This window comes from Oceanithermus desulfurans, assembly GCF_014201675.1.
Classification (GTDB): domain Bacteria; phylum Deinococcota; class Deinococci; order Deinococcales; family Marinithermaceae; genus Oceanithermus; species Oceanithermus desulfurans.
The window spans coordinates 405,613-427,333 of the sequence record NZ_JACHEZ010000001.1 but is presented as its reverse complement, the minus strand read 5'-3'; the positions used below and the strand labels follow the sequence as shown (position 1 = coordinate 427,333).

Annotated in this window: 23 protein-coding genes and 3 tRNA genes; 15 read left to right on the top strand and 11 right to left on the bottom strand. The window is 70.7% G+C overall.

Features of this window, described 5'->3' with window-relative positions; genetic code table 11:
- Positions 1-11 precede the first annotated feature (11 nt).
- Genes HNQ05_RS02270 through cdd form a run of 8 tightly spaced genes read left to right on the top strand, consistent with a single transcriptional unit; the run spans position 12 to position 6,414 of the window.
- Positions 12-1,292 (top strand): NfeD family protein, encoded by a 1,281-nt coding sequence (locus tag HNQ05_RS02270; protein ID WP_147148253.1) that lies wholly within the window; start codon positions 12-14, stop codon positions 1,290-1,292.
- 3 nt (positions 1,293-1,295) lie between these two features.
- A complete protein-coding gene (gene floA, locus HNQ05_RS02265; RefSeq protein ID WP_147148251.1) occupies positions 1,296-2,270 on the top strand; it encodes a flotillin-like protein FloA in 975 nt (324 codons plus the stop codon).
- 3 nt (positions 2,271-2,273) lie between these two features.
- The gene (locus tag HNQ05_RS02260) at positions 2,274-2,819 is read left to right on the top strand and encodes a hypothetical protein (RefSeq protein ID WP_147148249.1); all 546 of its coding nucleotides are present in this window, start codon (positions 2,274-2,276) and stop codon (positions 2,817-2,819) included.
- A gap of 8 nt (positions 2,820-2,827) precedes the next feature.
- Positions 2,828-3,853, top strand: a complete 1,026-nt coding sequence (locus HNQ05_RS02255) for a PhoH family protein (protein WP_371862336.1) — start codon at positions 2,828-2,830, stop codon at positions 3,851-3,853.
- Positions 3,840-4,265, top strand: coding sequence for an rRNA maturation RNase YbeY (ybeY, locus tag HNQ05_RS02250; protein WP_147148247.1), 426 nt, complete (start codon positions 3,840-3,842; stop codon positions 4,263-4,265). Before HNQ05_RS02255 ends, ybeY begins: the two co-directional genes overlap by 14 nt.
- Positions 4,220-4,630: a diacylglycerol kinase gene (locus HNQ05_RS02245; RefSeq protein WP_147148245.1), complete on the top strand. Its 411-nt coding sequence runs from the start codon at positions 4,220-4,222 to the stop codon at positions 4,628-4,630. The genes ybeY and HNQ05_RS02245 overlap by 46 nt, the downstream gene beginning before the upstream one ends.
- Positions 4,631-4,635: 5 nt before the next feature.
- Positions 4,636-6,006 (top strand): hemolysin family protein, encoded by a 1,371-nt coding sequence (locus HNQ05_RS02240; RefSeq protein ID WP_147148243.1) that lies wholly within the window; start codon positions 4,636-4,638, stop codon positions 6,004-6,006.
- Between the two features lie 9 nt (positions 6,007-6,015).
- Entirely contained in the window at positions 6,016-6,414 is a 399-nt protein-coding gene (cdd, locus tag HNQ05_RS02235; RefSeq protein WP_147148242.1) for a cytidine deaminase, read from the top strand.
- On the opposite strand, the gene HNQ05_RS02230 is transcribed toward cdd, so the two are convergent.
- Genes HNQ05_RS02230 through HNQ05_RS02215 form a run of 4 tightly spaced genes read right to left on the bottom strand, consistent with a single transcriptional unit; the run spans position 6,362 to position 10,643 of the window.
- On the bottom strand, positions 6,362-6,970 hold the full coding sequence (locus HNQ05_RS02230; protein WP_147148240.1) for a class I SAM-dependent methyltransferase: 609 nt from the start codon (positions 6,968-6,970) through the stop codon (positions 6,362-6,364). The two genes, cdd and HNQ05_RS02230, sit on opposite strands and share 53 nt — an antisense overlap.
- Positions 6,971-6,973: 3 nt before the next feature.
- Positions 6,974-7,801, bottom strand: a complete 828-nt coding sequence (locus HNQ05_RS02225; protein ID WP_183677527.1) for an LEA/WHy family protein — start codon at positions 7,799-7,801, stop codon at positions 6,974-6,976.
- The gene (locus tag HNQ05_RS02220; protein WP_147148237.1) at positions 7,798-8,646 is read right to left on the bottom strand and encodes a dihydrodipicolinate synthase family protein; all 849 of its coding nucleotides are present in this window, start codon (positions 8,644-8,646) and stop codon (positions 7,798-7,800) included. Before HNQ05_RS02220 ends, HNQ05_RS02225 begins: the two co-directional genes overlap by 4 nt.
- Positions 8,643-10,643 carry a hypothetical protein gene (locus HNQ05_RS02215; RefSeq protein ID WP_147148235.1) on the bottom strand — a complete coding sequence of 667 codons (2,001 nt, stop codon included), beginning with the start codon at positions 10,641-10,643 and terminating at the stop codon, positions 8,643-8,645. Before HNQ05_RS02215 ends, HNQ05_RS02220 begins: the two co-directional genes overlap by 4 nt.
- A 41-nt stretch (positions 10,644-10,684) precedes the next feature.
- On the opposite strand from HNQ05_RS02215, the gene sdaAB reads away from it, so the two are divergent.
- The 7 genes from sdaAB to HNQ05_RS02180 are packed head-to-tail and all read left to right on the top strand — an operon-like array spanning position 10,685 to position 16,676.
- Positions 10,685-11,347 carry an L-serine ammonia-lyase, iron-sulfur-dependent subunit beta gene (gene sdaAB / locus HNQ05_RS02210; protein ID WP_183677525.1) on the top strand — a complete coding sequence of 221 codons (663 nt, stop codon included), beginning with the start codon at positions 10,685-10,687 and terminating at the stop codon, positions 11,345-11,347.
- Positions 11,348-11,403: 56 nt separating this feature from the next.
- Positions 11,404-11,871 carry a GbsR/MarR family transcriptional regulator gene (locus HNQ05_RS02205; RefSeq protein ID WP_147148233.1) on the top strand — a complete coding sequence of 156 codons (468 nt, stop codon included), beginning with the start codon at positions 11,404-11,406 and terminating at the stop codon, positions 11,869-11,871.
- The gene (locus HNQ05_RS02200; RefSeq protein ID WP_147148231.1) at positions 11,868-13,097 is read left to right on the top strand and encodes an ABC transporter permease; all 1,230 of its coding nucleotides are present in this window, start codon (positions 11,868-11,870) and stop codon (positions 13,095-13,097) included. Before HNQ05_RS02205 ends, HNQ05_RS02200 begins: the two co-directional genes overlap by 4 nt.
- Positions 13,088-13,840 (top strand): outer membrane lipoprotein-sorting protein, encoded by a 753-nt coding sequence (locus HNQ05_RS02195; protein WP_147148229.1) that lies wholly within the window; start codon positions 13,088-13,090, stop codon positions 13,838-13,840. The genes HNQ05_RS02200 and HNQ05_RS02195 overlap by 10 nt, the downstream gene beginning before the upstream one ends.
- Complete coding sequence (locus HNQ05_RS02190) at positions 13,828-15,069, top strand: ABC transporter permease (protein ID WP_246104127.1); 1,242 nt, start codon at positions 13,828-13,830, stop codon at positions 15,067-15,069. Before HNQ05_RS02195 ends, HNQ05_RS02190 begins: the two co-directional genes overlap by 13 nt.
- 12 nt (positions 15,070-15,081) lie before the next feature.
- Positions 15,082-15,771 carry an ABC transporter ATP-binding protein gene (locus HNQ05_RS02185; protein WP_147148227.1) on the top strand — a complete coding sequence of 230 codons (690 nt, stop codon included), beginning with the start codon at positions 15,082-15,084 and terminating at the stop codon, positions 15,769-15,771.
- The gene (locus HNQ05_RS02180; protein ID WP_147148226.1) at positions 15,771-16,676 is read left to right on the top strand and encodes a hypothetical protein; all 906 of its coding nucleotides are present in this window, start codon (positions 15,771-15,773) and stop codon (positions 16,674-16,676) included. The genes HNQ05_RS02185 and HNQ05_RS02180 overlap by 1 nt, the downstream gene beginning before the upstream one ends.
- Here the strand turns inward: HNQ05_RS02180 and HNQ05_RS02175 are convergent.
- From HNQ05_RS02175 to HNQ05_RS02145, 7 genes are all read right to left on the bottom strand, one after another.
- Positions 16,673-18,142: an Ig-like domain-containing domain gene (locus HNQ05_RS02175; RefSeq protein ID WP_147148224.1), complete on the bottom strand. Its 1,470-nt coding sequence runs from the start codon at positions 18,140-18,142 to the stop codon at positions 16,673-16,675. The two genes, HNQ05_RS02180 and HNQ05_RS02175, sit on opposite strands and share 4 nt — an antisense overlap.
- A gap of 72 nt (positions 18,143-18,214) precedes the next feature.
- Positions 18,215-18,290, bottom strand: a tRNA-Arg gene (locus tag HNQ05_RS02170).
- Between the two features lie 35 nt (positions 18,291-18,325).
- Positions 18,326-18,401, bottom strand: a tRNA-Gly gene (locus HNQ05_RS02165).
- Between the two features lie 4 nt (positions 18,402-18,405).
- Positions 18,406-18,482, bottom strand: a tRNA-Pro gene (locus HNQ05_RS02160).
- 74 nt (positions 18,483-18,556) lie between these two features.
- Entirely contained in the window at positions 18,557-19,378 is an 822-nt protein-coding gene (locus HNQ05_RS02155) for an ABC transporter ATP-binding protein (RefSeq protein WP_147148222.1), read from the bottom strand.
- 58 nt (positions 19,379-19,436) lie between these two features.
- Positions 19,437-20,609: an ABC transporter substrate-binding protein gene (locus HNQ05_RS02150; RefSeq protein WP_147148221.1), complete on the bottom strand. Its 1,173-nt coding sequence runs from the start codon at positions 20,607-20,609 to the stop codon at positions 19,437-19,439.
- Between the two features lie 45 nt (positions 20,610-20,654).
- On the bottom strand, positions 20,655-21,716 hold the full coding sequence (locus tag HNQ05_RS02145; RefSeq protein ID WP_147148219.1) for a branched-chain amino acid ABC transporter permease: 1,062 nt from the start codon (positions 21,714-21,716) through the stop codon (positions 20,655-20,657).
- Positions 21,717-21,721: the final 5 nt, after the last annotated feature.

The following is a 21,721-nucleotide window of genomic DNA, read 5'->3' as shown; positions in this document are numbered from 1 at the left end:
TTAGGCTGAGGGTGGTGAAACCGAGATTAATCCTTAGTTTTCTAATCTTTCTCGCGGGGTGGGCCCAGGCGGCCAGCTACGTGGTGCAGATCGAGGGCACGATCGACAACCCGCTGGCCGCCTACGTGGAGGACGCGCTGGTGCGCGCCGAACGCGAGGGGGCCTCGGGCGTGGTGCTCTGGATCGACACCCCGGGCGGCCGCGTCGACGCGGCGATGCGCATCTCCGACGCGGTGCTGCAGGCGCCGCTGCCCACCCTGGCCGTGGTCAAGAACGCCTTCTCCGCCGGCGCGCTGATCGCCCTTTCCGCGGAGCAGGTGGCGATGCTGCCGGGGTCCGAGATCGGCGCGGCGCTGCCGATCGTCGTCACCCCCGTCACCGAGCCCAGCGCCGCCGACCGCAAGTTCATCAGCGCCCTGAAGGGCAAGTTCCGGGCCGTGGCCGAGGCCCGCGGCCGCCCGGTGGAGCTGGCCGAGGCCATGGTCGACCCCGAGATCGAGGTCGAGGGGCTGGCCGGCAAGGGCGAACCCCTGACCCTTACGGCCGCCAAGGCCGTGGAGCTGGGGGTCGCCGACTTCGAGGCCGCCAGCCTGCGCGACGCCCTCGAGCGCGCCGGCTTCGCCGCCGAGACGGTGGTGCTGAGCGTCCCCACCCGCATCGAGGTGGCGCGCTTCCTCACCAGCATGTACGTCGCGCCGATCCTGCTCGCCCTGGGGCTCTTGGGGCTGATCGTCGAGTTCTTCACGCCCGGTTTCGGCGTGCCCGGGCTGCTGGGCCTGCTGGCGCTGGCGCTCTACTTCGCCGGCGGGGTGCTGACCGGCATGAGCGGGGTCCTCGAGGTGACGCTCTTCCTGGCGGGGATCGCGCTGCTGCTGGTGGAGATGTTCCTCATCCCCGGCTTCGGCGTCGCGGGGATCGCCGGCTTCGTCGCCATCGGGGCCTCGATCTACCTCACCTTCGGGGACCAGGCGCTGATGGTGGGCGCGATCGCGGTGGTCACCGGCGCGGTCGGCCTGGTGCTCGTCTTCCGCTACCTGCCGCGGACGCGGGCGGCCCACGCCCTCGTCCTCGAGGGCGCGATCGGCGAGCAGGCCCCGCCGCGGGAGCGGCTGCAGGCCCTGGAAGGCGCGATCGGCACCGCGATCACCGACCTGCGGCCGGCGGGCACGGCCCGCTTCGGGCAGCTCAAAGTGGACGTCGTCTCCGACGGGGAGTTCGTACCCAAGGGCTCCACCGTTCGGGTCATCTTGGTGGAAGGTGCGCGCGTCGTCGTGCGCAAGGAGGAGGGATAACGCATGGACATAGGATTCTTGATCGTAGCCGGGCTGGTTCTCATCGGACTTTTCATCTTGTTCTCCATCGTCCCCGTCGGCTTGTGGATCCAGGCCTGGGCCTCGGGGGTGCGGGTACCGCTGACCACGCTGATCGGGATGCGGCTCAGACGCATCCCGCCGGCGCGGATCATCTATCCGCTGATCAACGCCACCAAGGCGGGCATTCCCGTGGAGCTCAACAAGCTCGAGTCCCACTACCTGGCCGGCGGTAACGTCGACCGTGTGGTCAACGCCCTCATCGCCGCCCAGAAGGCGGGGATCAACCTCACCTTCGACCGCGCCGCGGCCATCGACCTGGCGGGCCGCGACGTGCTCGAGGCCGTGCAGGTCTCGGTCAACCCCAAGGTGATCCAGACCCCGATGGTGGCCGCGGTGGCCAAGGACGGGATCCAGCTGCTCGCCACCGCCCGCATCACCGTGCGCGCCAACATCGACCGCCTTGTCGGCGGCGCAGGCGAGGAGACCATCATCGCCCGCGTCGGCGAGGGCATCGTCACCACCATCGGCTCGGCCGCCAGCCATAAGGACGTGCTCGAAAACCCCGACCTGATCTCCAAGACGGTGCTGGAAAAGGGGCTCGACTCGGGCACCGCCTTCGAGATCCTCTCGGTCGACATCGCCGACGTCGACGTGGGCAAGAACATCGGGGCGCAGCTGCAGATCGACCAGGCCGAGGCCGACAAGAAGATCGCCCAGGCCAAGGCCGAGGAGCGCCGCGCGATGGCCGTGGCCGCGGAGCAGGAGATGCGCGCCAAGGTGGAAGAGATGCGCGCCAAGCTGGTCGAGGCCCAGGCCGCGGTGCCGATGGCGCTGGCCGAGGCCCTCAAGAAGGGCAACCTCGGGGTGATGGACTACTACAACCTCAAGAACATCGAGGCCGACACCGACATGCGCGAGTCGCTCAGCAAGGCCGCTGGCGAAGAGGACGAACGCTAGCCGATGAAGATCGACGACCTGCTCGGGATCCTCTTCCTGCTCTTCTTCATTGTGGGGCCGGCGCTGCGCGGGCTGCTAAAGCCACGCGAGCCGCTCGTCGAGGTCGAGCTCCCGCCGGAGCTCGAGGAGATGATGCGCGAGGTCGCCCCGGGTAAGCAGGAACCGCCCCCGCAGGCGGCCCGCCCCAAGCCGGCGCCGGCGCAGACGAAGCCCGCCCAGAGCGCGCGGCCGTCCGCTTCCAGCACTCCCGCCCCCGCCGCGGCGACGGGAGCCCCACCGGGCGCGACGCAGACCGCCGAGGGACACGCGGCCGGCTCGCGCTCGCGCCGCCGCATCGAGGAGGCGCGCACCGACGCGACCGACATGGCCGCCGAGGAGCGCGCCGCCTTCGTGCAGAAGGGCGAACGCCCCCCGCACCACCGGCGCGCCGGGGTGCCGCTGCACCGCAAGGGGATCGTGCACGGCATGCTCTGGCACGAGATCCTGAGCGAGCCGGTCAGCAAGAAGCGCCGTCGCGTTCGCGCGAAACGGAGGAAGCTGCTAAGCTAAAGTAACGAATGGAAACGAACGACACCCCCAGGGAAAGCGCGGAAACGAGCACCAGCATCTTCGTGCGCTCCCCCGACGAAGCCATGGCGCTCTTCGGCAGCCGGGACCGCTGGCTCAAGGTGCTGCGCCAGCGGCTGGGCGCCAAAATCGTCGCCCGTGACCAGCAGATCCGCATCAGCGGCGAGGAGGAGGAGGTCCGCGTTGCTGAAGCGGTGCTCCGCGACCTGCTCACGCTGCTGCGCCAGGGGGCGGAGATCGACGAGACCGTGCTCGAGCAGACGCTGGCCCTCGCCGAGCGCGGCCGCCGTCTCCCCGAAGAAACCGAGACCCGGCTGGGCGGCTTCCGCCTGCCCGGCCGGCTGCGCCCCAAGACGCCGGGGCAGGCGCGCTACGTCGAGGCGATCGCCACCAGCGACATCATCTTCGGCATCGGCCCCGCCGGCACCGGCAAGACCTACCTGGCCGTGGCCATGGCCGTGGCGGCGCTGAAGGCGAAGAAGGTGAAGCGCATCATCCTCACCCGCCCCGCGGTCGAGGCGGGCGAACGCCTGGGCTTTTTGCCCGGCGACATCCAGGCCAAGGTGGACCCCTACCTGCGCCCGCTCTACGACGCGCTCTTCGAGATGATCGACGCCGAGCGCTTCGACCAGTACCTGGCCTCGGGAATCATCGAGGTGGCACCGCTGGCCTTCATGCGCGGCCGCACCCTCAACGACGCCTTTATCATCCTCGACGAGGCCCAAAACGCCACCGCCGAGCAGATGAAGATGTTCCTCACCCGCATGGGATTCAACTCCAAGGTGGTGGTCACCGGCGACGTCACCCAGATCGACCTGCCCGCGAGCAAGCACAGCGGCCTGCTCGCCGCGCAGAAGATCCTCCAGGGCATCGAGGGCATCCGCTTCATCTACTTCAAGGAGTCGGACGTCGTCCGCCACCCGCTGGTGGCGCGGATCATCAAGGCCTACGAGCAGGCTGAACTGAAGAAGCAGGCCGAGGCCGAAGCCGCACGCGAAGACCGTGGCGAGGGTTGAGGTCGTCCCGCAGAAACGCCCGCCGCGAGGGCTGCGGCCGCGGCTGCGCCGGGCCCTGGAGCGCCTGATGGGCGAGCTGGAGCTAGGGGACCGCGAGGTCACGGTCATCCTCTGCTCCGACCGCCGCATCCGCCGGCTCAAGCAGGCCCACTGGGGCGAGGACGCCGCGACCGACGTGCTCAGCTTCCCGACCTACGAACCCGGCGACCCCTTCATGCCCCCGCACCTGGGCGACATCTGGATCAGCCTCGACACCGCGGAGCGCCAGGCCCGCGAACAGGGGCGGAGCCTCGAGGAAGAGGTGCTCACCCTCGCGGCCCACGGCCTTTGGCACCTGCTGGGGCACGACCACACCACGGAGGAGGCATGGCGCGGATTCCGGAACGTCCAGCGCAGGATCCTCGAGCTCTGAAAGGGGTTCTGCGCTCGTTCGGCTTCGCCTGGCAGGGGCTCGCCTACGCCTGGCGCAGCCAGCGCAACTTTCGCATCGAGGTCTACCTGGCGGCCCTGGCGCTGGCGCTGGCGTGGGTACTGGACGTGGACCCGGTTCCGGTGCTGCTCCTGATCCTGGTGGTGCTGACGCTCGAGCTGATGAACACGGCGCTCGAGGCGGTGGTGGACCTCACCAGCCCCGGCCAGCACCCGCTGGCCAAGGCCGCCAAGGACACCTCGGCGGCGGCGGTGCTGGTGGCCAGCCTGATCGCCCTCGTCATCGGGGCCGGGCTCTTTCTGCCGGCCATCGCCGAAAAACTGCGTACGTATGGTAAAATTCCTTAAGCACTATGGACCGACCTCCCAGTCGTAGCCCCCGCCTGCTGGCCCTCCCCCTGCTGCTCTCAACCGCCCTTGCCCAAAACCCGGTCACGGAGGCCGCGTTCGCCTACCCCTGGATGGACGCCGCCCTGCTCGTCGTCCTCTTCGCGCTCTCGGGCTTCTTCTCCGCAGCGGAGACGGCGATCACCACCCTCTGGCCCTGGAAGGTGCGCGAGCTCGCCGAGCGCGAGGGCGCCGGCAGCCCCTTCGCGCTGCTACAGCGCGACATCACCCGCTTCCTGACCACGATCCTGGTGGGCAACAACCTGGTCAACATCGCCGCCACCGCCCTGGTCACCGACCTGGCCACCCGCGCCTGGGGTTCCACCGGGGTGGCCTACGCGACAGGGCTGATGACCTTCCTGATCCTCTTCTTCGGCGAGATCACCCCCAAGTCGATCGCGGTGCACAACGCCGACCGGCTCGCCCGCTTCTTCGTGCGCCCCATCTACTGGCTCTCGGTGCTGCTCTACCCCATCGGCCGCTTCTTCACCTGGATCTCGGCGCTGATCCTGCGCGCCCTCGGGCTCGAGCCGCGCCAGCAACCGCTCGTGACCGAGGACGAGCTCAAGCTCATCCTCTCCGGAGCCGAGGCCAGCGGCGCCATCGAAGAGGCCGAGGAGGACATGATCCAGAACGTCCTCGAGCTCGAGGAGACCCAGGTCCGCGAGATCATGGTGCCCCGGGTCGACATCGTGGCCATCGAGCACACGGCCAGCCTGCGCGAGTTCGTACGGCTCGAGCGCGAACATCGCTACTCCCGCATCCCGGTCTACCAGGAGAGCATCGACCAGATCGTCGGCATCGCCTACGCCAAGGACCTGCTCAACTACCTCGAGACCCCGGACCTGCTCGACCAGCTCACCGTCATGAGTCTGGCCCAGGACCCCTTCTTCGTCCCCGAGTCCATGCCCGTCTGGAACCTGCTGCTCGAGATCCGGCGCCGCAAGGTCCACATGGCCATCGTGGTGGACGAGTTCGGCGGCACCGCCGGGCTGGTGACCCTCGAGGACATCATCGAAGAGATCGTCGGGGAGATCTACGACGAGACCGACGTCGAGGAAGAGCAGCCCATCCAGGCGCAGGCCGACGGCAGCTTCCTCATCGACGCCCAGACCCCGCTCGACGACGTCTCCGAGGCCCTCGGGGTGGTCCTTCCCGAAGGCGAGTACGAGACGCTTTCGGGCTACCTTTACGAGACCTTCGGCTACATCCCCAAGGTCGGCGAAGAGCACACCTTCGACGGCTACCGCTTCGTCGTCGAGGCGGCCGACGAACGCAAGATCGAACGCGTACGCGCCGTGCCCGTGGTCGCCCCCGCGACCCGCGAAGCCGAGTGAGGAGGCCCCGTGCCCACCCATGAAGAGATCGTCCTCCTGGCCCAGACCGCGCTGGCGCACGCCTACGCGCCCTACTCCAAGTTTCCCGTGAGCGCCGTCGTCGTCGCCGAGAGCGGCCGCAGCTACGTGGGCGTCAACGTCGAGAACGGCGCCTACCCGCTCTCGCGCTGCGCCGAGCAGATCGCCGTGGGCGCGATGGTCGCCGCCGGCGAACGCGCGATCCGCGAGGTCCTTATCCTCTCGACCTCCGCCGAACCCGCCACCCCTTGCGGCGCCTGCCGCCAGATCCTCGCCGAGTTCGCCGGCGAGGACACCCCCGTCGTCTGCCGCAACACTGCGGGGAAGGAGCGTCGCTTCAAGCTGGGCGAGCTGCTGCCCGCCGCCTTTCGCCTCGAAGACGCGCGGTGAGCACGTAGCGGCCCCGCCGCTCCCGGTAGTCCCCCTCAAAGCCGAGGTCCCGCAGCGAACGGAGCAGCGCCTCCGGCGTGAAGAAGTGCGCGGGCTCCCCCAGGAGCCGCTCGCCCCAGTAGACCCAGCGACCGACGCCGCGACGCGGGTCGAACTCGTAGATCCAGAGGAGGCCGCCCGGCTTGAGCACGCGGGCGATCTCCGCGAGTGCCGCCTCCGGGTCCTGGAAGTGGTGCAGCGCCTCGCCGACCAGGACCGCGTCCATCTCCGCGTCCGCAAAGGGAAGCGCCTCCGCGCGCGCGACGACGACCTCCGCCGGGTCCGGGGCGTGGCGCAGCATGCCCCGGGCGGGGTCGGCGATCACCGGCTTCAGGTCGGCGCGGGCGGTCAGCGCGGCGCGGGAGAGGACCCCGGTTCCGCCCCCCAGGTCCAGCACCCGCGCGCCCCGGGGCAACGCCTCCAGGGCGCGGGCGAGCAGCGGCCAGGCCCAGCTCGGGTAGGTGCGGTGGCCCCAGCGCGCGAAGACGCGGCCCAGCAGATCGAAGGGGATGCCCACCCGCTAGCGCACCCTCCCCCCGAAGGCGACGTCCAGAAGCGTCTGCCACACCCCGGGCACCTCGGCGCGTACCGCGCCCGCGAGCTCGACGGGCAGGCCCGCGACCAGCGCGGTCGCCGCTCCGGGCACCTGGGCGAGGTCGACGCGGAAGGCCAGCGCACCGGAGCCGGTCTGGCGCGGCCGCAACGGCATATCGAGCGCCGCTTCGGCCACGCTGCGGCCGCCCACCCGCAGGGCCACCGGCCCGCGCAGGTAGAAGCCCACGGGGTTGGGATTGGCGACCCGGAAGCCCACGACGACTTCGAGCCGGCCGCCGGAAAGGCTGAGGCGGCTCTGCTGGGGATCGAGCTCGAAGCGGGGCCAGGCGAAGCGCAGATCGACGCGCACGGTCTCGTCCAGCAGGGTGAAGGGGCCCAGGTCGAGGGGAACCGGGCCCACCTGCACGCGAACCCGGCCGTCCACGCGCAGGCGTACGGCCTCGCCGCGGAGCAGCTTGCCCACGCCCTCGGTGCTCTCGGCGAGCGGCACGGTAACGCGGGTGTCCACCACCTCGAACCCTGCCGGCGGCAGCGTCACCGCGGGGAGGTCGAAGGGCAGGCGCGCGCGGTCGAAGGTGAGCGCCAGCCGGCTTTCGAGCAACGGGAGCTCGAAGGCGTTGGGGTTCGTCACCCGCAGGCGCAGCGCGAAGCGCGCCTCGCCGCTGAAGGGGTCGACGCTGATCAGGTCGAACCCTTCCACCCGCGCCTGCGGCGGCTCGGGTTTCTTCACGCCGGGGACGCACGCGGCGAGCACGAGGGCCAGAACAGCCAGCAACGCTAACGTCTTCTTCACAGCAACCACCCCTCTTCCTGCAACCTGGCCAGCAGGCGTTCGGCTTCGGGCCAGAGCGGGCTTGTCTCGGGCAGCGGGGCGCGCGGGACGCCTGCGGGCAGCCCCAGGTGGCGCAGCGCCTGCTTGAGCAGCGTGACGCCGCCGCGCCCGAAGAGCGCCGCGGTCTCGTAGGCGAGGCTGGCCAGGCGCGCGCCAAACCGCCCCGCCCGGGCGTCTTCTAAGACGCGGGCGAAGAGGCGCGGGGCCAGGTTGCCCACGGCCAGGATCGCCCCCTCGGCGCCGCTCGCCACCGCGGCCGGAAGGGTGGTGCCGCTGCCGGTAAAGACCCGCAACCCGGGGGCGAAGCGACGGTAGTGCTCGAGCCGCGCCATCTCCCCGCTCGAGTCCTTGATGCCGACGATGCGCGGGTGGCGGGCCAGCTCGGCAACAACCTCGACCGGGAAGTTCGCCCGGGTGAAGACGGGAACGTGGTAGAGCCAGACCTCGCCCAGCTCGGTCAGCCCCTCGAAGTAGACCTGGAAGGCGCGGGTGTCCAGGGCGCGGTCGTAGAACCGCGGCGGCATGGCCAGCAGCCGCTCCGCACCGCCGGCTACGGCGGCCTCGGCGTGGCGGCGCGCCAGCGCCAGCGATTCGTCGCCGACGCCGACCCAGAGCGGCTTGCCGACGTCGAGCCGCTGCAGCAGCGCGGCGCGTTCGTCGGGCGCGAGGGTGACGGCCTCGCCGGTGGAGCCCAGCACCAGGAAGCCGTCCACCTGGGGCGTCAGCCGGTCGATCAGGGCCTGGAGGGCCCCGGCGTCCGGACGCCCCGCGGCGTCGAAGGGCGTGATCAGGGCGGGAACGATCACCGGTGCACCTCCCCGTACCAAAGCACGAGGTGGGGCAGGTAGGCCGCGGCCAACCACAGCCCGCCGCCCGTCGGATCGCCCAGGATCCAGCGCACCGCGCCGTAGGCGGCCGCGAGCAGCAGCACCACCCCCCAGCCCTTGCCGAAGCTGGTGCTGCCGGGGACGAGCAGCTCGAACGCCCGGGCCACGGTGCCGGCGGCGCGGACGGTGCCCCGGGGGCGCGGCAGGAGCAGGACCCAAAGGTGCAGCAAGGCCCACGCCGCCAGGGCCACGAGCAGGGCCCAGGCGGCCCCGCTGGACCAGCCCAACGCCTCGAGGTTGCGCGTGGGGCGGACGGTCAGCTGGCGCAGGCTGCCGATCAGGTAGGCCCGGCAAAGGTCGCGGGCGCGCGGCGTACCCAGCCGCTCCACTCCAGCCGTGCGGTAGACCTCGGACCAGGCGTCGTCTCCCAGACCCAGAGCCGCGTGCAGCGGCGGGTAGACGGCCTCGGCGCGGTAGGCCGCAAGCAGCGCCTGCGGGTCGCCGGTAAGGCGGTAGCGCAGCGCCTCGACGAAGGCGAGCGGCGCCGCCCCCTCGAATGCGCGCGGGTCCGCCGCGCCCCCGGGGAGCGCGGCGTAGGCCTGCAGCACCGCCCGCTCCGGCCCCGCGCGCCAGTTATCGAAGCTCGCGCCCACCAGAGTGGCGCGGTCAAGCGGCGGCCGCGCCGTTTCCGCCTCGAAGCCGCGCACCCCGCCCCAAAGCCACAGGACCGCCACCGCGGCAAAGAAGAGCAGCGCCGCGAGCAGCCGCTCACCCCAGCCGGCGTGCGCGAAGAGCAGGTAGCGGAAACGGCGGAGCGGGTTGCGCACCCAGCTGCCCCAGACCCCGCCCCAGTTGGCGAGGCTGCGGCGCTGCGCGGGCAGGTAGCGCACGCCCAGCACCAGGACCAAAGCCAGATAGGCGAGCGCCAGGGTGGCCAGCGCCCGCTCGAGCCCGTTCGCCCTGAGGACCGGAAGCTGCGCTTCGGCCTGCCGCGCCAGGGTGCGCAGGCGCAGCGCGGCGGCGGGGTCGCCGGCGGCCGCGAAGCGGTCCGCCATCTCGCCGAAGAAGGCCGCCGCGCCCGGATGCAGCGGCGCGTAGCGCAGCAGCGCCTCGGTCAGTCGGCGCGCGGTCGCCTCGTCACCGCGGCGCGCCGCCGCCTGCCAGCGGTCGCTCCAGGCCCGCGCCCCCTCGCCCCAGACGAGTTCGGGGCGGTGGCCCCGGCGCAGCAGGTCGCGCCCCCAGGCGGCGAGGTCCCGCTCGTCCAGCCGCGCCGGGTCCTCGGCCAGGAAGGACCAGTAGGGGCGGTAGCCCCCGGGGCCCGCCGGGAGCCGCGTGGCGACGCCCTGGTCCCGCCAGAACTGGGCCAGGACGTGCAGGGGCTCGAGCGTGGACCAGTCCCCCGCGTAGGGCCGGTCAGCGGGCAGTCCGGCGAGCGGCCAGACGCCGCCCCCCTGCAGCGACACCGCGGGCCCTTCGCGCAGTTCTTCCACGGGAAGGTGGGGGTAGAAGGCAAAAAGCGGCCCGCGCTCGCCCCCGCGGGGGAAGGCGAGCACCAGCGGCGCGCCTCGCTGCGCCAGGTAGACCGCGTCGGGCGTCTCCAGCGGGGCGAGCCAGTCGCCCGGCGGCAGCGGCCAGGTGCGCGACCCGATCCGCAGCCCTTCGGCCTCGAGGGCCACCGGTGGCGGGGGCGGGGCGACCTCCAGCTCGGCGTGGTACTTCGCCCCCGGTGCGAAGAGGGTTATAACGTAGCGGCCGGGGGCGTCCGGCGTCCAGGCGAGCCGGCCGCCGTTCTCGGTGGTGACCAGGGTGACCACCTCGGTGCCGCCGGGCCCGGCGATCTCGATGGGGTAGGCCCCGGGCTCGAGCCCCTGGGCGGCGAGCTCGACCGGGCGGCCGGCCACGGCCCCCTCGGGAAGGACGAGGCCCTGGGCCAGGGCCGCGGCGAACAACCATCCAAGAATCCAAAGACGTCGCATGCTCCCATTCTGCCACGCCGCCCTCGCCCTAGAATGGGGCCATGGGACTCCTCGACATGATCGGGCCGGTGATGGTGGGCCCGTCTTCCAGCCACACCGCGGGTGCGGCCCGCCTCGCCTGGCTGGCGCGGCAGCTGATGGAGGCGCCCCCCAAGCAGGTGCGCTTCGGCCTGCACGGCAGCTTCGCCAAGACCGGCAAGGGACACGGCACCCACCTGGCGCTGGCCGGCGGGATGCTGGGCTACGCCCCCGACGATGCGCGCCTCAAGGACGCCCTCGAGCGGGCCGCCGAAGCGGGGATGACGATCGCGTTCGAGGCGGTAGAGCTCGGCGACGTGCACCCCAACACCGTCCGGATCACCATGGAGAACGACGAGGAACGCCACGAGGTGCTGGGCAGCTCGATCGGCGGCGGGGCGGTGCGAATCTGGAGGGTGGACGGCCTTGACGCCTACCTGAGCGGCGAGAGCCCGGCGCTGCTGGTGCGCCACGTCGACACCCCGGGGGTGATCGCGCGGGTGGCGCGCGTGCTCGCCGACGACGAGATCAACATCGCCCGCATCGTCTCCGGGCGCGACCACAAGGGCGGCGAGGCGCTGATGAGCCTGGAGGTCGACCACCCGCTCAGCGACGTCGCGCTCGCCTACCTGGCGCACCTCTCCTACGTGCACTGGGTCAAGGCGCTGCCGCCGCTCGGGGGCTGAGGGGAAGGTGTCGTTTACGTTTGACTAAACGCAGTAAACACTTGTAGGCTAGGGGTATGAACCCCGACGATTCCGCCCGCCGGCAACTCGCCGAACAGATGGGGCTGGCGTTCGAAGCCTTCGGGACGCCGCGCATGGCGGGCCGGGTGCTGGGCTGGATGCTGCTCGCCGAGGAGGACGAGATCGCGCTCGAGGAGCTGGCGCGGCAGCTGGGCGTGAGCAAGGCCTCGGTCAGCCACGCCACCCGGCTGCTCGAGCAGATGGGCGCCCTCAGGCGGGTGGCGCGACCCGGCACCCGCCAGGCCTTCTACGCGCTGGCCGAGGACCCCTGGAGCGCCATGCTGGCCGTGGAGGAGCGGGTGAGCCGCGGCTTCGCCCGCTTCGCCCGCGAGGCCCGCGCCGCCCTCGCCTCGCACCCCCGGCGCGACGCGCGCCTCGCCGAGATGGAAGCGGCCTTCGCGCTCTACCTGGAGCTCCTGGCCACCTTCGCCCGGCGCTGGAAGGCGCGCAAGGAGGCGTCGTGAAAGGGGCCCGCTTCGGCGTGATCGTCCGCCTCGCCTGGCGCAACATCTGGCGCCACCGCCAGCGCACCTACCTGCTGGCCGCGGTGGTCGCCTACGCCTCGGTGGCGACCATCTTCTACTGGAGCATGATCGACGGCTACAAGCTCTCGGTGCTCGAGGCCCACGCCCGCTACGTCATGGCCCCGGTCACCATCGCCCGGACGGCCTGGTTCGACGACCCCGATCCCGAGAACGGGCTGCGCGACCTGGCGCCGCTGCGGGCGGCGCTCGAGCGCGCCGGTTCCCCGCGCTACGCGCCGCGGCTGCAGTTCGCCGGACTGCTGACCTCGCCCTACCTCTCTGAGGGGGCGTTCCTGCTGGGGGTGGATCCGGCGGTGGAGCCGGCGGTCTCCCGCGTGCCCGGCAAGGTGACCGAGGGCCGCTGGCTCGAGGCCCCCGGGGAGGTGGTGCTGGGGTACAAGCTGGCCGAACGGCTGGACGTGCGGCTGGGCGAACGCCTGGTGGTCAGCACCGCGGCCCTGGCCGGGCCGCAGTCGCTGGGGCTCGAGGTCGTGGGGTTGGTCCACGCCCGGGTCTCGAGCGTGGACCGCTCCGGCGTCTACCTGCACCTCGACGACGCCCGGGCGCTGACCGGCCTCTCCGGCGCCACCCACCTGGCCGTGGACGCCCCCCTCGGCCGGGAGGAGGGCGTGGCCCGGCGGGTGGCCGCGCAGCTGCCCCGGGGCCTGACGGCCCACCCCGTGTGGGACCTGGTCGGCCCGATCAAGACCGACGTCGAAGCTGGCAAGAGGCTGTCGCTGCCCATCGGGCTGCTGCTCGCGCTCTTCGCCGCCCTGGCGGTGACGAGCACGCTGATCGTGAGCGTGCTCGAGCGCACCCGCGAGTTCGGCGTGGTGCTGGCGCTGGGCATGGACAACCCCAAGCTCGGCTGGATGATCGTGCTGGAGGCCGCCTTCGCGACCGCGGTCGGCTGGCTGCTGGGGCTGGTGCTCGGCTACGCCCTCATCTACTACACCGGCACCCACAACGTCCTCGGGCCCTTCTTCCAGCTCTCCGGCGAGGTCTGGAGCGAGGCGGGCCTGACCGAGGAGTTCTACACCCACCTCTCGCCCGTCTACGCGCTCTACTCCCTCATCACCGTGGTGGTTTCGGCTTTGAGCGCCCTCCTCTTCCCCGCCCTGCGCGCGCGCAGGCTGCACCCTTCGGAGGCACTGCGATGGGACTGAACCGCAAGACGATCCTGCTCACGGCGGCCGGGCTGCTCACGGCGGCGGCCCTGGCCCAATCCCCCGACCCCAAAGCCCTGCTGCACGAGGCGGTGAACCAGCTCCGCGGGCCCGCGATGGTGGCCACCTACACGCTGACCGTGGAGCGGCCCGGCCGCAGCAAGCGCTACGTGCTGCGCGTATACACCGACGGCGACCGCCGGGCCCTGATCCAGGTGATCGAGCCCAAGCGGGAGGCCGGCCAGGCCTTCCTGATGCTCGGCGAGGACATCTGGATCTACAACCCGCGGCTGGGGCGGGTGCTGCGCCTGCCCCCCAGCGGCCGCAACGACCGCTTCCTGGGCTCGGACGTCAGCTACGCCGACCTCTCGGGCCGCGACCTCGAGGACTATTACGAGGTCCGCCTCGAGCCCGCGGCGCCGGCAGGGCAGCTGACGCTGGCGCTCACCCCCAAGCCCCGCGCCCCCACCCCCTGGGGCCGGGTCGTCCTCCAGATCGAGGCCGCCACCAAGCTCCCGCGCCGCATCGTCTACTACGACCAGCGGGGCCAGCCGGTGAAGGAGATCGAGATGCGGAAGGTGGCCCGCATTGCCGAAGGCCGCTACCTGGTGACCGACACCCTCGTGGTTGACCGGGTGCGAGAAGGCTACCGCACCGTCTTCGAGGTCTCGGACTGGCGGGTCGGCGAGGTTCCCGACCGCTGCTTCACGCCCACGGCGCTCGAGCGGGGGTGCGAACGCTGATGTGGACCCTGGCCTGGAAGAACGTCTGGCGGGGCCGCGGACGCAGCCTGGTCACCGCAGGTGCGGTGGCCGCGGTGGTGGCCATGATGCTCGTCATGTACGGCTTCAGCGGGGCGACGCTGAACGGAATGTTCCAGAACCTTACCCGCACCACCGGGCACCTGGTGCTGCGGGTGAAGAACGCCGACGAGGTGCGCGAGTTCGACCTCGGCCTGGTGCGGGGGGTGCCCGAGCTCAAGTCCGCCATCGTGCAGGCGCTGCCCGAGGCCGACGTGGAGGCGGTGCTGGAGGTTCCCGCCCTGCTCGCCGGCGCCAGCCGTTCGCGCGGAGTGGTGCTCATGGGACTGGAGCCGGACGGGCACCTGATGAAGGAGCTCGTGGACAAGTACCGGGTGCGGGGCGCGCCCCCGACGGACGGCGCCGAGTGGACCGCGGCGCTGGGGCTGGCGCTCGCCCGGGCGCTCCAGGTCGACGTGGGGGACCCGGTCTACGCCTTCGCCCCGGGCACCGACGGCCTCGGGGCGGCGGCCTTCACCGTCTCCGCCGTCCTCGACCTGCCCGAAAGCACGATGGAGGCCCGCACCGCGGTGCTCACGCTGCGGGCCGCCCAGGAGCTCGCCGCCCCCGACGCCGCCAGCCGCATCGTCGTCTTCCTGCCCGGGCTCAAGAGCCTGGAGCAGTCCGGAGTCCTGGAGGCGGCGCGGCGCCGGCTGCAACCCCTCGTCCCGCCCGGCTACGAGGTGCTGACCTGGCGGGAGGCGCAACCGGCGCTGGCGGCCATCCTCGACATGATCAAGCCGATGATGCTGATCTACGCGGTCCTCTTCTTCGTGCTCGCCGGGCTGCTGGTGGTCAACACCGTCTACCTGGGCCTGGTCGAGCGCATCCGCGAGTTCGGCGTCATCATCGCGCTGGGCGCGGACCGCTGGCGCATCATGCGCCTCGTCGTCCTCGAGAGTCTGCTGCTGGTGACGAGCGGCGCCGTCTTTGGCGGCGTCCTGGGAGGGCTCGCGGTCTGGCGGCTCGCCCAGGGGTTCAGCCTCCCCGGGAACCTCGCGCAGCAGTACGCCGAGTTCGGGCTGCCGGTCGTCATGTACGCCAGCATCACTCCCGGCCAGGTGGTGCAGGTCTTCGCCTTCGCCGTGCTCACCGCGATCGCGAGCGCCCTCTGGCCGGCCTGGCTGGCGGGGCGGCTCGAGCCGGTGGAGGCCATGCGCCACGTCGCGTAGGGAGGAGCCAAGATGGAAGCACTGGTAGAAGCCAGGAACCTGCACAAAGTCTACAAGGCCGACGGCGTGGAGACCCCGGCGCTGCGCGGCGTCGACTTCACCGCCCGCGCCGGGGAGTTCACGGCGATCGCCGGTCCTTCGGGTTCGGGCAAGAGCACCCTGCTGCACCTGCTGGGCGGCCTCGACCTACCGACCGAGGGCGAGGTCTGGCTGGACGGCGAGCGCCTGGACGAGAAGAGCGCGGTGGCGCGCGCCCGGCTGCGCCTGTGGAAGGTGGGGTTCGTCTTTCAGGCCTACAACCTCATCCCGGTGCTGACGGCGCTGGAGAACGCCGCCTTCGTGCTCGAGCTGCGAGGCCTGCCCGCCCGTGAGCGCGCCGAGCGGGCGCGGGCGGCGCTGACGGAGCTGGAGATGGAAAGCTTCGCAGACCGCAAGCCCAACCAGCTCTCCGGGGGCCAGCAGCAGCGGGTCGCGGTGGCGCGGGCGCTCGCCGCGGAGCCCGCCGTCATCTTCGCCGACGAGCCCACGGCCAACCTGGACTCCCAGACGGGCCTGGCACTGATCGAGTACATGAAGCGGCTCAACCGGGAAAAGGGCGTGACCTTCGTCTTCTCGACCCACGATCCGCGGTTGCTCGAGCACGTACGGCGGGTCGTCCACTTGGAGGACGGCCGCATCGCCCACGAGGAGGACCGCAGCTAGTGCGCGCATCGGCGCTGCTCCCCTGGCTGCTGGGTCTCGCGCTGGCGCTGGAGACGAGCGGCTCCCTCGAGGTGCGCCTCGAAGGGCGCTACGCCGGCGGCGTCTTCGCCCTCGAGCCCGTCTACGCCGGCTCGCTCTTGGTCTCGGAAGCCTGGGGCGACTGGCTCGCTGAGGCGGCGCTCTACCCGCGCTGGAACCTGGCGACCCAGGACTTCGATGCCGGGATCTCGAAGCTCGAGCTCAGCTACGGAGCGCCGGCCTACGCCCTGGGGGCGGGCGCCAGCCCCGAGCCCACGGCCGTCCTGCGGCTACTCTCCCTCTTTCCGCTCGCGCCACCGCGGCCCGACTTCGCTCCCGGCCTCTGGGGTGGCTGGCTGGAGGTCTACCCCGACCCCTTCACGCGGCTGCGGCTGGCCCTCCGCCGCCTGCGGGACCGCCCCCTCGGCCTCTTCCGCGCAGACGGCCGGCTGGCCGGCGTGGACTACCAGCTGACCGCGCTCTACGGCCCCGCACCCTCTCCGGCGGCACTGGGTGCGGGCGCTACGGTACGGCTGGGCCCCTGGGTGGTCTATGGAGAGGGCTGGCGGGGCTGGCGCACGGCCAACCCCTGGCGCGGCGGGGTGGGGGCGACCCGCTACCTGGGGAGCGGCCTCTTCACCATCGAAGCGGGCTACCGGGAAGGCGGGCAGCTGGCCACGGCCTACACCTGGCAGGCCAGCGAGAGCTGGACCGTGGACGCAAGCCTCCACAGCGACTGGGCTCTGGGCGGCGTGCGGCTCGCGGCCTTCGCGGGCCTCCTCCACTCGAGCGACGACGGCGACGTCACGCTCGCGTTGGGCGCGCTCCGGCTGCCCGGCGCGGGGTGGCGGCTGCAACCTTCCTTTGGGGTATGCGTCTATTACTAGGGCAGAACGTGGTTGTAGCCGACCACGTATAGCCGCACCACGCCTTCCGGATCCATCGCCGTCCAAGCCACCATGGGCCATCCCCCAGGGGAAAAGGTCACCCGCGCCTCGTAACGGTTCTCCTTGTAGATCGCGCCGGCCAGGTTCTTCCAGGCCGTCGCGTCTTCGTCCCAGTAGCGGAGGTAGACCTCTTCCAGAGCCCCGTCGGCGAGGAGGACCCACAGCGTTCCCCCGGCAAAGACGGCGTCGTGCGGGTAGTTTCGGGTCGTCGTGCTTACCCGATCCCCGATGGAAACCCATGACCCCCCGCTCCAGCGGGCCGCATACACGGCGCCCCCCTCCTTCCAGAGCGCGTGCAGCTCACCGGATGGCGCGACGGTCAACCGAACTTGGCCGCTTAACGTGCCCTGCTGGCCGTCCCCGTCCAGCGGTCCGCCGCCAAGGCGGGTCCAGCCCTGGCCGTTCCCCTCGTCGACGACCGCGCCGGCCGGGCCGCCGGACTCGTCGGTATACGCCGCCCAAAGGGTAGCGCCGTGGGCCGTGAAGTCCCACTGCGACAAAGGCGTACCGGAAACGACGTCGGGACGGCCCGGGGACCACGCGCCGTGGTATGCGCTCCAGACCAGCGTGTAGCTGCTGGACTGGGTGTCCCACTCCCGCCAGGCGCCGTAGAGATCGCTCCCGGCAGCCAGCAGCGGCGTGAAGGCCGGCCGATCCGGATCGTGGTTGAGCGCGTCTGAGCGCTGCCAGTCGCCTCCGTCCCAGCGCGCCGCGCGTATCTGCGCCTTTCCCCGTACGAAGCACTGGAAGCCCACCCAGGGGTCACCCTCAAACACCGCGACGCTGGGGTAGTCGCAGCTGGTTTGCGGCGAGATATTTAGCCGCTCGCCCAGCGGTTCCCAGCGGCCCGCATCATCGTTCCAGCGCGCGGCGTAGAGGCTTGCATCCCCCGTATCGGGGTCGACCTCGCCCCAGACCACCAGCGGGCCGTTCCACCAGGTCAGGTCCAGGCTGCTTACGTCGTGCGCGGGGTCGCGGTTCAGCACCCCGCCCAGCGGCACCCAGTCGGCGAGTTCGAACGACCAGCGCCGTGGCTGCAGCCGGTTACCCGCGGGGTCGCGGATCGCCTCCTTCAGCTCGACGGTCACCGTAGCCGGCAGCCGCGGGGGCTGCTCGCTAATCCACAGCCGCAACCTGCGCCCGTCGTCGCTGAGCTCCACGACGTAAGCAAGGGGGGCCCCGTCCACGGTTAGCTCCACGGCCTGCGCGTTCACGCTTGCGGGGTCGAGCGGCTCGGAAAACTCCGCTACGAAGGGCCGGTCGAGCCGCGCGCCGGTTGCGCCCTCCGCCGGATCCAGCGAGACGACACGCGGCGGCGTAACGTCCTTGGTCTGGCATCCTACGAGCCCGGCCGACATGACCCAAAAGCCCAACACCATCGCGACAATCGTGGGGTTCCTGCTCATGCCGCACCTCCCGCTGCTTTTATTCTTTCCGCCGGGCGTCACAACCGCGTCACAAACTGTGAGCAAAGAAAATGGCGCGCCCGGGAGGATTCGAACCCCCGACCTACCGCTTAGAAGGCGGCTGCTCTGTCCCCTGAGCTACGGGCGCATGCGATGCGGGGGCGGCACGGGGCCACCCCCTTGTGGAGCGGGAGACGGGACTCGAACCCGCGACCCTCGGCTTGGAAGGCCGATGCTCTACCAACTGAGCTACTCCCGCAGGCTGGTCGGGGCGGCAGGATTTGAACCTGCGACATCCTGCCCCCAAAGCAGGCGCGCTTCCGGACTGCGCTACGCCCCGTTAGGCGGAAGCCGGGGCAGCTTCCTAGCTAAGGGTAGCATGGGCCCATAGGGGGGTCAAGGAAAGATTTTCGCCTACATGAAGCGTTTTCTGCGTTTGTACGACTTGACGTCGCGGAACGACTTACGGCCGCCCGCCTTGGCCGTGCCCAGGTAGAACTCCTTGACGTCGGGGTTCTCCTTAAGCGCCTCGGCCTCGCCCTCGAGCACGATCTTGCCCTGCTCCATGATGTAGGCGTAGTCGCTGACGGCCAGGGCGATGGCCGCGTTCTGCTCGACGACGAGCACGGTCACGCCCTCCTCGGCGTTAATGCGGGCGACGATGTCGAAGATCTCGCGCACCAGCAAGGGCGCCAGCCCCAGGCTGGGTTCGTCGAGCAAGAGCAGCTTGGGCGCGGCCAGCAGCGCCCGCCCGATGGCCAGCATCTGCTGCTCGCCGCCGCTGGTGTAGCCGGCGAGGCGGTGCTTCAGGTCGGCCAGCCGCGGGAAGTAATGGTAGATGCGCTCCAGGTCCTCGCGCACCTTGCCGTCGCGGCGGGTGACCGATCCCACGCGCAGGTTCTCCTCGACGGTCAGGTGCTTGAAGACGTGCCGCCCCTCGGGCACCTGGACGATGCCCAGCTTGACGATCTGCTCGGGTGGCAGGTTCTGGATCTCACGCCCCTGGTAGACGATCGTGCCGTCGCGCACCGCGCCGTCTTCGGGCACGAGCAGGCCCGAGATGGCGCGCAGCGTCGTGGTTTTCCCCGCGCCGTTGGGACCTAACAGCGCGGTGATGCGCCCTTCGGGTATGTTGATCGAAACCCCGCGCAGCACCTGGATAATGTCCTGGTAGACGACTTCGATGTTGTTGACGCGCAGGAGCCATTTGCGCTCGGTCTTTGCGTTCGTGCCCACGGGGACCTCCTGGGGGTGGTGGAGCGGGCGGCCGCGGCCGCCCGCTCCCCGGCTGGGCTTACTTGCCGTAGTGCACCTTGCGGAAGAGCGCGGAGCTGAAGGGCTCGGTCACCGGCTCGAAGGTGCCGTTCTTGGCCTCGAGCACCCGGAGCTGGTCCACGCCCACGTGGTCGTCCTTGCTGTAGGTCACCGGGCCCACGGCCAGCTTGTTGGGCCAGTTCATCTGCAGCAGGGCCTGGTAGACGCTTTGGGCGCTGATCTTCTTGCCCGCGTCCTTGGCCTCCTTGATCGCCTCGATGGCGATGCCCGCGGCCAGCATGCCCGAGGGGTAGTGCACGCTCTCGATCGTATCGGCGGGACGGCCGTACTTGGCGCCCAGCTCCTTCACGAACTTAGCGGCGGCGTTGTCCTCGTGCGGCATGTAGTAGGCGGTAACCCAGAGGAAGCCCTCAGCGGCGTCACCGGCGAGCCGGAGCAGGTCGGGACCGCCCGCGTAGTGCGCGCCGGCGTGCTTGATCTTGAGGCCCAGGCGCTTGGCGTCCTTGATCATGTTGGCCACCGGGCCGGCGACGTTCTGGTAGACGATGTAGTCCACGCCCTTGTTCTCGAAGCGCTTCAGGGTGGCGGTGTAGTCGAGGCCCTTGGCCATCTCCTGCACCTCGACGATCTCGATGCCCAGGTCCTGCGCCGCCTTCTTGGCGTCCTCGACCGGCGCGCGGCCGAAGGGCGAGGGGTGGATGGCCATGGCCACCTTCGCGCCCGGCGACACCTTGGCGATGTACTCGAGGACCGCGATCACCTGCTCGGAGTACGAGGCGATGGGCAGGAAGATGTAGTCGTTGTCGGGCGGGTCGATGTTGCCGATGTGGTAGGAAGCGGGGATGAAGGGCACGCCCACCTCCTGCACGAGCGGCTTCAGCTGCAGCGTACCGCCGGTTGAGTAGCCCAGGAAGACGGGGTCGCCCCGGTCCACGGCCTCCTCGAAGTTGCGCAGGGTGTTGGCGTTGTTGTACTGGTCGTCACGCGTCTCGCAGACGAACTCGACACCCGCCACGTAGCCCGTGTCGTTCGCCCAGCTGCAGTAGTCCTCGATGCCCTGAGCGTAGTACTTGCCCGCATCGGAGGTGGGCCCGGTGATGGCACCGGACCACATGATGTGCACTTTTTCTGCGGCCGCAAATCCCATAGCGAGTACCGCGGCCAAGGCCCACAACGTCCATTTGTTCTTCATACGCCTACCTCCCTTATTGCGACGGCGCGCACGGCGCCGGATCGCCTAGTACTTGAACGGCCAGTTGCGGAAGTAGCTACGCAGCAGCCGCCACCAGTTCGCGAGCCCCCGTGGCTCGAAGATGAGGAAGAGCACGATGGCGAGGCCGAAGGCCAGGGGGCGGATCGCCGAGCCGACGTCGACGCCCGGCGGGTTGTAGATCTCTTTGATCCAGTAGGAAAAGGTCTCCATGTTGATGTCGAGGAGCTCCAGGAAGGCCGGGCCGAAGAAGCTGCCCACGAGGGTGCCGAGCCCCCCGACGATGGCCATGGCCAGGAACTTGATCGAGATCATCAGCGAGTAGTCCTCGATCACCACCGCGCGCGACCAGTAGGCGTAGAGCGCTCCGGCCACCCCGGCGTAGAAAGCCCCGAGGGCGAAGGCGAAGACCTTGGTACGCCCCGGGTCCATCCCCATGGCGTCGGCGGCGCGGTCGTTGTCGCGTACGGCCACCAGCGAACGCCCGAAGCGGGTGCGCAGCAGGTTGCGGAAACCGAAGGCCATGATGACGAGTACAACGAAGGTCACGTAGTACCAGAAGTAGTGGTGGTTCTTGAACCCCACCTTGTAACCCAGGAAGACGACCCGCGGCATGGCCATCGCGCCGCCCTGCTCGAGGGCCGGCGAGTGCCCCACCGCCCACTCGAAGATCAGCTGGAAGGCGAGGGTGGCGATGGCGAGGTAGAGGTGCTTGATGCGCAGCGCCGGAATGCCCACCACCGCGCCGGCCACCGCGGCCACCAGGCCCGCGACGGGCAGCACCAGCCAGAAGGGCAGGTAGGGCGCCACCAGCGCCGCGGTGTAGGCGCCCACCCCCAGGAAGGCGGCGTGGCCGATGTTGATCAGGCCCGCGTAACCGGTGATGATGTTGAGCCCCAGGACCGCGAGCGCGTAGATGAGGATGAGGTCGAGGATCTGCATGTCGCCGCGGCTCAGGAACCGGGGCAGCACGAGCATGCCGATCAGGAAGACGACCAGGCTCGCCTGTTCGCTGTAGGTGGCGAAGATGGTGGTGTCCTGCGCGTAGCTGGTCTTGTAGTTGCCCGTGCGCGTCCAGGGGTTACGCATGGCGC

Coding starts and splice junctions, on each gene's coding strand:
- HNQ05_RS02260 (WP_147148249.1), top strand. CDS start 2,274: ATGAAGATCGACGACCTGCTCGGGATCCTCTTCCTGCTCTTCTTCATT.
- HNQ05_RS02150 (WP_147148221.1), bottom strand. CDS start 20,609: ATGAAGAACAAATGGACGTTGTGGGCCTTGGCCGCGGTACTCGCTATG.
- HNQ05_RS02205 (WP_147148233.1), top strand. CDS start 11,404: ATGAACCCCGACGATTCCGCCCGCCGGCAACTCGCCGAACAGATGGGG.
- HNQ05_RS02145 (WP_147148219.1), bottom strand. CDS start 21,716: ATGCGTAACCCCTGGACGCGCACGGGCAACTACAAGACCAGCTACGCG.
- HNQ05_RS02215 (WP_147148235.1), bottom strand. CDS start 10,643: ATGCGACGTCTTTGGATTCTTGGATGGTTGTTCGCCGCGGCCCTGGCC.
- HNQ05_RS02255 (WP_371862336.1), top strand. CDS start 2,828: ATGGAAACGAACGACACCCCCAGGGAAAGCGCGGAAACGAGCACCAGC.
- HNQ05_RS02240 (WP_147148243.1), top strand. CDS start 4,636: ATGGACCGACCTCCCAGTCGTAGCCCCCGCCTGCTGGCCCTCCCCCTG.
- HNQ05_RS02185 (WP_147148227.1), top strand. CDS start 15,082: ATGGAAGCACTGGTAGAAGCCAGGAACCTGCACAAAGTCTACAAGGCC.
- floA (WP_147148251.1), top strand. CDS start 1,296: ATGGACATAGGATTCTTGATCGTAGCCGGGCTGGTTCTCATCGGACTT.
- sdaAB (WP_183677525.1), top strand. CDS start 10,685: ATGGGACTCCTCGACATGATCGGGCCGGTGATGGTGGGCCCGTCTTCC.
- HNQ05_RS02245 (WP_147148245.1), top strand. CDS start 4,220: ATGGCGCGGATTCCGGAACGTCCAGCGCAGGATCCTCGAGCTCTGAAA.
- HNQ05_RS02175 (WP_147148224.1), bottom strand. CDS start 18,142: ATGAGCAGGAACCCCACGATTGTCGCGATGGTGTTGGGCTTTTGGGTC.
- HNQ05_RS02195 (WP_147148229.1), top strand. CDS start 13,088: ATGGGACTGAACCGCAAGACGATCCTGCTCACGGCGGCCGGGCTGCTC.